Here is a 12164-nt window from a genome sequence, read left to right as displayed (position 1 = left end):
ATTGTTATCTTTGTAGGCAAAAACAAAGATTATTATGACACAAGAAGAAAAGACAAAGATAGAAGAAAAGATCGTAGATGTGCTCAAGACCGTTTACGACCCAGAGATTCCTGTCAACATCTGGGACCTAGGTATGATTTATAAAATAGATGTGAAGGACGATGCCACCGTAGAACTCGACATGACCTTCACAGCCCCTTCATGCCCTGCTGCCGACTTCATCCTGGAGGATGTAAGAAGCAAAGTAGACAGTGTAGAAGGCGTAAAATCTGCCAATGTGAACCTGGTATTCGAACCGGCTTGGGATCAGAGTATGATGAGCGAGGAAGCTCGCGTAGAACTCGGCTTTGAATAAAGACAAAGCCGTTGAATTCTTCACTCATCATTCTTCACTTTTCACTTAAAAAGAATCGCTTATGAAAAATGTATATTTCCTCTCAGATGCGCACCTTGGCTCATTAGCCATTCCGCATGCCCGCATGCAAGAACGCCGCCTGGTTCGTTTTCTGGACAGCATCAAGACGAAGGCTGCTGCAGTTTATCTTCTGGGTGACATGTTTGACTTCTGGAACGAATATAAATATGTCGTACCAAAAGGCTACACACGCTTCTTAGGCAAACTCTCTGAGTTGACCGATATGGGAGTGGAAGTACATTTCTTTACGGGTAACCACGACCTTTGGACCTATGGCTACCTGGAGGAAGAGTGTGGCGTCACCGTACATTACAAGCCTCAGACCGTAGAGATATACGATAAAGTATTCTATCTGGCACATGGAGACGGACTGGGTGACCCAGACAAGAAATTCAAGTTCCTGAAAAGAATGTTCCAGAACCATACTTGCCAACGCCTACTGAACGCCATCCATCCTCGCTGGGGAATGGCTTTGGGTCTGAACTGGGCTAAGCATAGCCGACTGAAACGTGCTGACGGAAAGGAAGAGCCTTATATGGGCGAAAAGAAGGAGTTCCTGGTGCGCTTTGCCAAACAGTATATGCAAAGCCACAAGGATATAGATTACTTCATGTTCGGCCATCGCCACATCGAACTGGATCTGATGTTGAGCAAAAAGACCCGACTGATGATTCTGGGCGACTGGATATGGCAGTTCACCTACGCCGTGTTTGATGGCGAACACATGTTTATGGAAGAATATGTGGAAGGCGAAAGCCAACCGTAATAAATAGTTGATAGTTAATAGTTGATAGTTTATAGCAGGAACCGCTTTTAGCCAGATTGCCCTATAAACTATTAACTATCAACTAAACTTTTATCTCTGTATGCGACCTCCTGAAGAAGTCATGTTATTGATGATTTCCTCTTCTGTAACCAGATTCTGATCACCCGGAACCGTATTTTTTATTGCGCTTGCTGACAGTGAGAAATCCAGGCAATACTGGTTCTTGTCGCCCCACTTCTGATGGGCATGAATATAGGCAGCAATAAAGGCATCACCTACACCCATCGGGTCAACAATCGGCTCAATATCATAGATTCTTGTAGTATAGAGCTGATCTTCCACTGCATCATAGAGCAAGCCGCTCAAGGTATGATGACTGCTGGCAATCTGATTTCTTACCGCCATCACCATCTTCTTACACTTAGGAAAGAGCTGATGCATCTTGCGGAAATACTCCAGATAAGCCTCCTTGTCTATCTCATAGTCTGCATCCAAAGCCTCGAAAGGAATATGAGGCACACCGCTGGCTACCTCCCACTCATTCTGGTCACCAAAGATGATGTCGCTATACTGCATCATCTGGAATAGCACATCATGAGGCTCCAGACCATATCCCCAGAGATTCTTACGGTAATTAATGTCGCAGGAAATGGTCAACCCGTCAGAAACAGCAAGTTTGATGGCATCCATAGTTGACTCCATCGCATCGCGGCTGATAGCACAGGTAATGCCGGAGCAATGGAATACAGCTGCATCAGCCAGCACCTTTTCCCATTTCACCATTCCGCGCTTCAGCGTATAGAAAGAAGAATTCTTGCGGTCGTAAACCACACGGGAATTGCGCATAGCTACAGCTTCCTCGAAATAATAAGTTCCGAGACGTTCGCCGCCACGCACAACATGAGAAACATTCAGACCGTACTCTCTGAGATGCATCAACGCCGCCTCACCCATCTCACCGTATGGCACACGGGTTACATACTCTACATTATCGCCTAAATAAGCCAAAGAGATGGCTGCATTAGCCTCACTGCCACCATAATTGCCAAACATATGATGTCCCTGAAACAAACGTTGATAACCAGGCTTAGAAATCCTAAGCAATATTTCTCCGAAAGTTACAATCTTTGTTTTCATAATTCTAAAAATTTAAAAAGGTGAAGACCATTCACTTATGTTTCTAGTCTTCACCTTATTATATATAGCGTATGATTACTTGTTAGCAACCAACTCCATTGTATCGCGAGCGATAACAATCTCCTCGTCGGTAGGAACTACTACTACCTTCACCTTACTGTCGTCAGTAGAGATGATAGCTTCCTCACCACGAACCTTGTCATTAACTTCCTTGTTAATCTTGATGCCAAGATACTCCAGGTTCTTGCAAGCTTCCTCGCGCAGATCGGTCTGGTTCTCACCAACACCAGCAGTAAATACGATTGCGTCAACGCCACCCATAGCTGCAGTGTAAGCACCAATGTACTTCTTGATGCGATACTCATACATACGGAGAGCCAACTGAGCCTTCTCGTTACCCTCGTTAGCTGCCTTTTCGATGTCGCGCATATCAGAAGAAATACCTGTAATACCGAGCACACCACTCTTCTTGTTCAGGAAGTCAGCCATTTCCTGTGGCTTCATGTTCAACTTCTCCATCAAGTAGGTAACGGCAGAAGCATCGATGTCACCACAACGTGAACCCATCATCAAACCAGCCAATGGGGTCAAGCCCATTGAAGTATCCAATACCTTACCATTCAATACAGCAGCTACAGAGCCACCGTTACCGATGTGGCAAGTGATAATCTTAGAGTTGTTCTGGTCGAGACCGAGAATCTCGCAAACACGCTTAGAAACATAGCGGTGAGATGTTCCGTGGAAACCATAACGGCGTACGTGATACTTCTCGTACAACTCGTAAGGAATTGCATAGAGGTAAGCGTAGTCAGGCATTGTGCTGTGGAATGCGTTGTCGAATACGCAAACCTGAGGAGTGCCAGGCATCAATGAGTCAACGGCACGGATACCCTTCAGGTGACCTGCGTTGTGAACAGGAGCGAGGTCGCAAAGTTCCTCGATACCATCCTCTACGCTCTTGTCAACGATAACGCTCTCCTTGAACTTGTCACCACCCTGTACGACACGGTGTCCTACAGCGTCGATTTCCTTCAAATCCTTGATAGCGCCGATTTCCGGGTCGAGCAAGCACTTGAACACGAAGTTTACACCTTCCTTGTGGTCAGGCATGTCGTGCATGATCTGCTTCTTCTCGCCGTTAGGCAATTTCACCTTGATGAAAGCGTTATCAAGACCGATACGCTCTACACCACCCTGTGCCAATACAGACTCATCGTCCATATTATATAATTTGTACTTGATAGATGAACTACCACAGTTCAGAACCAATACTTTCATAATGTTAAATGTTGAATGTTAAATGTTGAATGTTGAATTAAGCCTTCTTAGCGTCCTGTGCCTGGCAAGCTGTGATAGCTACCATGTAGTAGATGTCATCTACAGAGCAACCACGAGAGAGGTCGTTTACAGGACGGGCAATACCCTGAAGGATAGGACCGATAGCGATGGCACCACCCAAGCGCTGAACGAGCTTGTAGCCGATGTTACCAACCTCGAGGTTAGGAACTACCAATACGTTAGCCTTACCAGCTACGTCAGAATCTGGAGCCTTCTTGGCAGCTACCTCAGGAACGAGGGCTGCATCTGCCTGAAGTTCACCATCGAGATGAAGCTCTGGGAACTTCTCCTTAGCAATAGCTACGGCATCCTTTACCTTGTCAATGATATAAACGCTCTTGCCAGTCTCCTTGTTGATAGCATCCTTTGCGCTACCCTTTGTAGAGAAGCTCAACATGGCAATCTGTGGATCAGTAATACCTGCCACTGACTGAGCTGTATGAGCTGTAGTATAGGCAATCTGAGCAAGCTGGTCTGCTGTAGGGTTTGGAGTTACAGCAACGTCACCCATTACTACAATGCCATCCTGACCATACTGTTTCTGGTCTGTGATGAGCAACATAGCACCACTTACGCAAGTGATACCTGGAGTGCACTTGATAATCTGAAGAGCTGGACGAAGTGTATCGCCAGTAGTGCTCAACGCACCAGAAATCTGACCGTCAGCGCCCTCAGTCTTGATAATCATACAACCGAGATAGAGGTTGTTCTTAGTTACGAGTTCACGAGCCTGCTCTACGGTCATGCCCTTCTTCTTGCGAAGTTCAGCGAGCTTCTCAGCATACTCCTCAGTCTTAGGGTTGTTTTGTGGATCAACGATAGTAGCCTTGTCGATGTTGTTAAGACCCCACTGAGCAGCGAGATTCTTAATATTGGCAGGGTTACCGATGAGGATGATGTCTGCGAGATCATCAGCCAAAACTTTATCGGCTGCTTTCAATGTACGCTCCTCTTCTGCTTCAGGGAGCACGATGCGCTGCTTGTCAGCTTTAGCGCGAGCTACGATTTGCTGTAATAAATCCATTTTACTTTTTAATATTTTATATATTTTGTTGTTTCCTAAGTAGATCTGTCAAAGTGTTAGGCGATGTTATCTTGTTTTTCGCCTTTTTGCCACATCGACTTTGCAAAAGTACACATTTTCTTTGAAATAGCAGCGATTAAAATGTGTAAAAAAAGCTAAATCGGGAGATTATTCATATCGTAAAGGTTTACGTAGCAGGAAAAGTGAAGAATTCTTCGTTCTTCACTCTTCACTATTATAACATTTCCTGAGTGAGGATGCTTTCCAATTCCTCGGCAGAGAGTCGGAGCTTGAACTCGCCCTTGATGGCCACGCTGATTCGTCCGGTTTCCTCAGATACGATGACGGCGATAGCATCACTGCTCTGAGAAATTCCGAGGGCTGCACGGTGGCGGAGTCCCAGTTCTTTCGGAATATCGAGGTTATGACTCACAGGCAGAATACATCCGGCAGCCATGATGCGCTTATTGCTCACCACCATGGCTCCATCATGAAGCGGCGAATTCTTGAAGAAGATGTTCTCTATCAGCCGCTGGTTAATCTTGGCGTCTATCTCCTCGCCCGTATCCATGATGTCCTTCAGTGGAACGCCCCGCTCTATAACGATAAGAGCACCTACGTATTTCTTCGCCATACTCATACACGCCATAACAATCGGCATGATGGTCTCCTTGTTAGCCTCCTTCTGGCTCTCCTTGCTGGAGTGGAAGAAGCGAACCAGCCGGCGCATACCTTTCTGCGAACCTATCTCATAGAGGAATCTGCGGATATCCTCCTGGAAGATGACGATGAGGGCGATGACTCCCACACTCACCAGTTTATCTAGGATAGAACCCAGCAGGCGCATTTCCAGTATCTGACTCACAAAGAGCCAGATAAGCACGAAGAGCATGATGCCCACGAAGATGTTCAGTGAGCGCGATTCCTTCATCAGACGATAAACATAGAACAGCAGCGAGGCTACCAGGAGAATATCGAGAAAGTCTTTGATTCCAAATTCTATCATGTGCGTCCCTCCTTCATTGCTTCTACAATCTTGACGGCCTCAGCAGCTTCTTTCACATCGTGAACCCTGAGGATGCTTGCGCCCTTCATCAGGGCGATGGTGTCGAGCACGGAAGTTCCGTTGAGCGATGTCGTAGCATCTCCACCCAACAGCTTATATATCATAGTTTTACGAGAGATTCCTACCAAAACCGGAAGTTCCATCACGTTCAACTTCTCCATCTCATTATAAATCTGATAGTTCTGGATGAGATTCTTGCCGAAGCCGAAACCCGGGTCGAGGATGATATCCTTGGCTCCCAGGTCGCGCAACTGCTGCACCTCTTTGGCAAAGCCCTTCATCATCGCTTCGAGCGTTGGCTGCACCGACAGTAATATATAAGGTACCTTCAGTTCGCCCACCACCCGGAACATTTCAGGATATTCCTCCTGTCTCTGCTCCAGCGGCACAAAGGTGATGCCTGTGATTCCACCTTCTGATACATCGTTGATGATGTCAGCTCCCCACTCCTCGATACACTTGCGTGCCAAGGTTGGGCGATAGGTATCTACGGAGACGGCAGCATCCGGTTGCTCTCTGCGAACGATGTCGAGAGCGAACTTCAGGCGTCTTCCCTCCTCCTCTTCCGATACTTCATCGGCACCGGGACGGGTGGAGAAAGCACCCACATCGATGATGCTTCCACCTTCTTCTATAATCTGATTAGCTCTCTGAGCTATCTCCATTTCTGTCTGTTTTCTACTGCCAGAGTAGAAACTGTCGGGCGTAACGTTCAGGATGCCCATCACCTGAGGGGTACTCAAATCCATCAAGCGCCCCTTGATATTGATTGTATATTCCATCGGATTACAATTCTTTAAGCCACTTTTTCCCTGGCTTTGTGTAAGTCCAGGCAAGAAAGCTTCCACCTATGATTGTTCCAACCACAAAGAAAAACAATAGTCCATTGTAAACTTCCATAGCTTAATATTCTACAATTCTTTAAGCCACTTTTCACCCGACTTAGTATAAGTCCAAGCTATAAAACCAAGACCGAAAATCGAGCATACTAAAAAGAACAATGCCAAATAGCTCATAATACTACAATTCTTTAAGCCACTTTTCTCCTGACTTTGTATAACTCCAAGCTATAAGAGCAATAATAACAATAGAAGTTATCATAAAAAATAACGCTAAATAACTCATAAATCCTAATATTTTAAAATTCTATTGGCGAAGTATGCAGAGCCTGCTGTTGCAACTGCGCCAAAAACTAATACGGAAATATCACCTGATGAAGCCGTTCCATGTAAAAACGGCAACACGCCTCCAACCCCAGTTCCCGTAAATATCAACTGGGATAGATTATAGAAATAGCCTGCCAGCTTTTCCTTCCTTACTTTCGTTTTATCTTTTTCATCTCTACTACCCATAAAGAGCCTCACTTTCTAAAGATTCATCGAATATTTCTGCAAAAATAGAAAGAATATTCGAGATTACCATCATTTTTTGGGAAAATTGTTTGTTATGTCCATAATTTAGATTACTTTTGCACTCAAAATAACAGTTATAGACTATGGATATTTCAGAACTCTATCAGATTTACCAAGCGCACCCAGTGATTACCACTGACAGCCGCGACTGCCCAGAGGGCAGCATCTTCCTGGCTTTGAAGGGCGCATCGTTTGATGGCAACAAGTTTGCCGACATGGCTTTGGAGAAAGGCTGTGCCTATGTGATTGTTGATGAAAAAGAGTATGCCAAGGAAGGCGACGAGCGCTACATCCTCGTAGAGGATTGCCTCACCACCTTCAAGGAACTAGCCCGTGAGCATCGCCGCCACTTCGATATTCCTGTAGTAGGAATCACCGGAACCAACGGCAAGACCACCACCAAGGAACTCGTCTCTGCTGTTCTCGGCGAGAAGTTCAACGTGATGTTCACCCAGGGCAACTTCAATAATGACGTAGGCGTACCAAAGACGCTCTTCCGTCTCTCTCCGGAAAACGAGATTGCTGTTGTAGAGATGGGTGCTTCCCATCCTGGTGACATCCGAAAACTCGTGGAATACGTGGAGCCAACCTGCGGTATGATTACCAACGTAGGCCGTGCCCACCTGCAGGGATTCGGCAGTTTCGAAGGCGTGAAGAAGACCAAGGGAGAGCTCTATGATTACCTCGCAGCCAACGATGCCCTCGTCTTCATCAATGCAGACAACGAGCATCTGATGCAGATGGCCGAGCAGCGCAACATCAACCGCCTCATCACCTACGGCAAGGACGAAAACTGCGATGTATGGGGAGAAGTCATCTCCTGCGCTCCTTTCCTGAAGTTCCGCTGGCGCACCGAGAGTTTCGACTGGCATGAGGTTCAAACCCATCTCATCGGCTCTTACAATATCGACAACATGCTTGCCGCCATCACCATCGGTCTTCATTTCGATGTGAAGCCTCAGCAGATAGATCATGCCCTGGAGAACTACATCCCAAGCAACAACCGTTCGCAATTGGAAGAGACGGCGCACAACAAGCTGGTGGTAGATGCCTACAATGCCAACCCATCGAGCATGGCAGCCGCCATCGAGAACTTCCACGTGATGGATGTGCCTCATAAGATGGCAATTCTCGGACAGATGGGCGAACTCGGCGAAGTGAGCCACGAGGAGCACCAGAAGGTAGTAGACCAGTTGCAGGCAGCCGGTCTGGAGAATGTATGGCTGGTAGGCGATGAATTCAAGGATATTCCATGCAGCTACCGCAAGTTCCAGAATGTAGAGGAAGTGAAGGAAGCACTCAAGGCAAACCAGCCTCACGACCATTACATCCTCATCAAGGGCAGCAACAGCGTGAAGCTCTTCCAGCTTCCGGAGTTGTTATAAACGGTTATTATCGTACAACTAAAAGGTGTGTAGTTGTACGATTATAGGGTGTTGCCACTAGGCTCGGCAGATGTGCTGACTGCAGTCGGCAGACCTGCTGACTAGGCTCAGCAGAGCTGCTGAGCCTAGTGGGAATCTCTTAGAAACAGCCTCCTTGAACCTGATATTCCGACTTCTTGAACCTGAGCAAACGTATTCTTTCACTTGCTCAGTCGTATCCTTGTGCTTGTTCAGTCATATCCGTGTGCTTGCTCTGTCATATCCGTGTGCTTGCTCAGTCGTATCTGTAGACTTACTCAGACGTATCTTTTACTTACTCAACCAGCTCGCAAGCTCAACTCCAAAAACTTGTCACATAATTGATAAACGCCTTCATCTTGCGTGATAAAGTCTCTGTCCAGTAAGGTCTTGACTGCTCCTTGCACGGTGCTTGCACCAAGATGATACTTCTGCAAAAACTCTTGCGACATTAGGGAAGAAGGCTTATCTTCCTGAGCAATGGCTATGAGAAGCTGTTTCTGCTTGGCTGTAAGCTGATACAGCAAGGCCTGATAGGCAAAGCGTTGCTGGGAAAGGATGCCATCAATACCCATTCTGACATCATCTTCCTGCAACAAAGACTTATCAGATATAGAAGTATAAAGCATATTGAGAACATACTGAATATACCAGGTAATGCCATCGAAATGATGATATAAATAGGTAAAAGCCGCTGCACTTATCTCTTTATTGTTCCTGGCAAGATGGTGATTGGCAAATTCCAGGTAAGTATGCTCATTGATTGCCTCCAACCCCATGATACTCGAACTATGATAGAACGGGCGTGACTGGGAAGTAAACATCAATGCCATCATATAGCGCTTGGAGCCAGAAAAGACAAAGTTTGCATTGTGGCAATTCTGTATTCGCTTACGCAAGGTTGCCTCAACGGTTTTCTCTGGATAGTTTGCAACTGTCTGAAACTCATCTATCGCCACCAGACAAGGTTTATCTGCCTGTTCGAGATAAGCGAAGATCTCATCCAGCGTAATATCCGGAGCCTGAATATCTCCCAAACCAACACTCCACTCCGGATTTCCATTGATGTCAAAAGAGATAGTTGACTTCAGAGACTGGAGCATATTCAGGAAAAATTCCCATACTTTCCTGCCCTTTGGCTTGAGTGCCGTCAGGATTCCCTTGCCCAGCGCATAGACGAATTCGTTAAAATTCTTCGTATCATAAATATCAATATAGATGCAATGATACTGCTCACGGATGTTTTCCTGCTGAAAACAATTATAAATCAGTCCCGACTTACCCAGACGTCTTGGCGCAATCAACGCGACATTGCACCGATTGGTCAAATGGCGGGTAAGAAGAGCTGTTTCCTCTACCCTATCACAGAAATATTCCGGCGAAAGATAGCCTTCAATAATAAAAGGATTTAACTGTACCATAAGCATTTACATCATTATGAATTTTACGTAACGAAGATTTCATAATGCAAAGATACGATGAATATTTGTAAACAGCAAACATTTATCGGAAAAAAGTATCTGACATTCAAAAAAAAGTATCTTAGGATACTTTTCTATATAGCATCATGCATCTATGAAGCCTATTCGTGTCCACTTTGGGAAGCTGCTACAACATTCATGTCTAATATGCATTTTAGCAAAGTTTAAAGGGCAACAAAATGCATTTTAGCAAAGTTTGAAGGATAAAAATATGCATTTTAGCAAAGTTTGAAGGACAAAAATATGCATTTTAGCAAAGTATAAGAATGGTAACCAGCTGGTATTAAAGACTTTATTGCACTTTTACAATCAAAATAAGAAATAATCCTCAAATAGAGCTATTATGGTAGATGAAAAAGTGATAAAAAAAGTATCTTAGGATACTTGCTCATGTATCTTAAGATACTTGGCAATGTATCCTAAGATACTTTGCAATATAACTTCATGTGCCAATGAAGCCTGTTTCATCGGCCAACGAAATAAGTTTCATCTCAGGATGAAGCTTACTTGCTGCACATTCCCAGAAAATACTTATGAATCTCCAGACTTTCGTTCAGTTCAGGATGGAAGGCGGTAACCAGCTGGTTGCCCTGGCGGGCAGCCACAATCTTGCCATCTACCTCAGCCAGAACCTCAGCATCTCCCCATACCTCTTTAATATAAGGAGCACGGATGAAAGTCATAGGGATATTTCCCTCGATACCCTTCATCGGAGCCTCGATGTAGAAACTGCCCAACTGGCGACCGTAGGCATTTCTCAAAGCCGTGATGTCCATCGAAGCAATGCGATGACTTGGCTCGCCCTCTATCTTCTTGGCAAGAAGAATCAATCCGGCACAGGTACCATAAACTGGCAAGCCGGCAGCAATCGCCTCCTTCACAGGCTCCATCAATCCCAGTTCATTCAAGAGTTTCGCCTGAGTGGTACTCTCACCACCCGGAATAATCAAGCCATCCTTAGGCTGGTCCCAATCCTTCAACTGGCGAACCTCAAAACTATCCACGCCCAATTGAGCCAGTTTCTGTCTGTGCTCAGCAAAAGCGCCTTGTAAAGCTAATACTGCTATTCTCATTACTTACCTCTTTCAGCCATGAGCAAAGCAATCTCCTGCTCATTGATACCTACCATTGCCTCGCCGAGGTCCTCGCTCAACTCAGCCAGCATCTTAGGGTCGTTGTAATTGGTAACAGCCTTCACGATAGCCTGGGCACGCTTAGCAGGGTTACCGCTCTTGAAGATACCAGAACCTACGAATACACCCTCAGCACCGAGCTGCATCATCAGGGCCGCATCAGCTGGAGTAGCCACACCACCGGCAGCAAAGTTAACTACTGGCAACTTGCCGTTCTCGTGAACATACTTCACCAGGTCGTAAGGAGCCTGCAACTGCTTGGCAGCCTCATAAAGCTCATCCTCGCTCATAGAAACCAAGCGGCGGATTTCGCTCTGCATCATACGCATGTGGGTAACAGCCTGAACTACATCACCTGTTCCTGGCTCACCCTTGGTACGAATCATGGTAGCACCCTCAGCGATACGGCGGAGTGCCTCGCCCAGGTTCTTGGCGCCACAAACGAATGGCACGTCGAACTGAGTCTTGTCGATGTGATAAACATTATCAGCTGGAGAGAGCACCTCGCTCTCGTCGATATAGTCGATTTCGATAGCCTGAAGAATCTGAGCCTCAGCGAAGTGACCGATGCGGCACTTAGCCATTACAGGGATAGAAACAGCCTCCTGGATACCTTTGATCATCTTAGGGTCGCTCATACGAGAAACACCACCTGCTGCACGGATATCAGCTGGAATACGTTCCAACGCCATTACTGCGCATGCACCTGCTGCCTCTGCGATTTTTGCCTGTTCTGGAGTTGTTACGTCCATAATCACACCACCCTTGAGCATCTGAGCCAAGTTGCGGTTCAATTCTTGTCTATTTTCTGCCATAATTCTTATATTTTTATTTAATTACGGCTGCAAAGGAAACATTTTTCAACGAAATAGCCGAAAAAAGTTCCATTTTCTGCAAACATTGAGTCATTTTGTATAAAGGATGATTCGCAAATATATAAGAGATATTCCTGAATATATAAAGCAGTACACAAATTGCGCTGCAAAGAG

The 12164-nt window shown here is 45.7% G+C and carries 12 protein-coding genes; 3 read left to right on the top strand and 9 right to left on the bottom strand.

What is annotated here, in order from left to right; all coding sequences use genetic code 11:
• Window positions 1-34 precede the first annotated feature (34 nt).
• Together ACWJAO_RS00825 and ACWJAO_RS00820 are read left to right on the top strand one after the other, a co-directional pair.
• On the top strand, window positions 35-355 hold the full coding sequence (locus ACWJAO_RS00825) for a metal-sulfur cluster assembly factor (RefSeq protein ID WP_295416086.1): 321 nt from the start codon (window positions 35-37) through the stop codon (window positions 353-355).
• A gap of 61 nt (window positions 356-416) precedes the next feature.
• The gene (locus tag ACWJAO_RS00820) at window positions 417-1181 is read left to right on the top strand and encodes a UDP-2,3-diacylglucosamine diphosphatase (protein ID WP_449138919.1); all 765 of its coding nucleotides are present in this window, start codon (window positions 417-419) and stop codon (window positions 1179-1181) included.
• A 90-nt stretch (window positions 1182-1271) separates the two neighbouring features.
• Here ACWJAO_RS00820 and ACWJAO_RS00815 read toward each other — a convergent pair whose 3' ends face one another.
• The 6 genes from ACWJAO_RS00815 to ACWJAO_RS00790 form a co-directional block, all read right to left on the bottom strand.
• Window positions 1272-2318: a sugar kinase gene (locus tag ACWJAO_RS00815; RefSeq protein WP_118141656.1), complete on the bottom strand. Its 1047-nt coding sequence runs from the start codon at window positions 2316-2318 to the stop codon at window positions 1272-1274.
• Window positions 2319-2393: 75 nt separating this feature from the next.
• A complete protein-coding gene (locus ACWJAO_RS00810; protein WP_022121092.1) occupies window positions 2394-3596 on the bottom strand; it encodes an acetate kinase in 1203 nt (400 codons plus the stop codon).
• Window positions 3597-3633: 37 nt separating this feature from the next.
• Window positions 3634-4680, bottom strand: a complete 1047-nt coding sequence (gene pta, locus ACWJAO_RS00805; protein ID WP_449138918.1) for a phosphate acetyltransferase — start codon at window positions 4678-4680, stop codon at window positions 3634-3636.
• Between the two features lie 235 nt (window positions 4681-4915).
• On the bottom strand, window positions 4916-5686 hold the full coding sequence (gene cdaA / locus ACWJAO_RS00800; protein WP_449138917.1) for a diadenylate cyclase CdaA: 771 nt from the start codon (window positions 5684-5686) through the stop codon (window positions 4916-4918).
• Window positions 5683-6528, bottom strand: a complete 846-nt coding sequence (gene folP, locus ACWJAO_RS00795) for a dihydropteroate synthase (RefSeq protein ID WP_449138916.1) — start codon at window positions 6526-6528, stop codon at window positions 5683-5685. Before folP ends, cdaA begins: the two co-directional genes overlap by 4 nt.
• Before the next feature lie 348 nt (window positions 6529-6876).
• Window positions 6877-7098, bottom strand: a complete 222-nt coding sequence (locus ACWJAO_RS00790; RefSeq protein ID WP_118254376.1) for a hypothetical protein — start codon at window positions 7096-7098, stop codon at window positions 6877-6879.
• A gap of 143 nt (window positions 7099-7241) precedes the next feature.
• On the opposite strand from ACWJAO_RS00790, the gene ACWJAO_RS00785 reads away from it, so the two are divergent.
• Window positions 7242-8543 (top strand): UDP-N-acetylmuramoyl-tripeptide--D-alanyl-D-alanine ligase, encoded by a 1302-nt coding sequence (locus tag ACWJAO_RS00785; protein WP_443918975.1) that lies wholly within the window; start codon window positions 7242-7244, stop codon window positions 8541-8543.
• Window positions 8544-8860: 317 nt separating this feature from the next.
• Here the strand turns inward: ACWJAO_RS00785 and ACWJAO_RS00780 are convergent, their stop codons facing one another.
• The 3 genes from ACWJAO_RS00780 to pdxS all read right to left on the bottom strand — a co-directional run bounded on the left by ACWJAO_RS00780 (window position 8861) and on the right by pdxS (window position 11990).
• Complete coding sequence (locus tag ACWJAO_RS00780) at window positions 8861-9982, bottom strand: AAA family ATPase (protein ID WP_449138915.1); 1122 nt, start codon at window positions 9980-9982, stop codon at window positions 8861-8863.
• 563 nt (window positions 9983-10545) lie between these two features.
• Complete coding sequence (pdxT, locus tag ACWJAO_RS00775; RefSeq protein WP_153119003.1) at window positions 10546-11115, bottom strand: pyridoxal 5'-phosphate synthase glutaminase subunit PdxT; 570 nt, start codon at window positions 11113-11115, stop codon at window positions 10546-10548.
• The gene (gene pdxS / locus ACWJAO_RS00770; protein ID WP_006847583.1) at window positions 11115-11990 is read right to left on the bottom strand and encodes a pyridoxal 5'-phosphate synthase lyase subunit PdxS; all 876 of its coding nucleotides are present in this window, start codon (window positions 11988-11990) and stop codon (window positions 11115-11117) included. Before pdxS ends, pdxT begins: the two co-directional genes overlap by 1 nt.
• Between the last annotated feature and the right edge of the window lie 174 nt (window positions 11991-12164).

Source organism: Segatella sp. (genome assembly GCF_977051555.1).
Note: the sequence above shows the minus strand (reverse complement) of the source record. Positions and strands in the feature narration are given on the sequence as shown.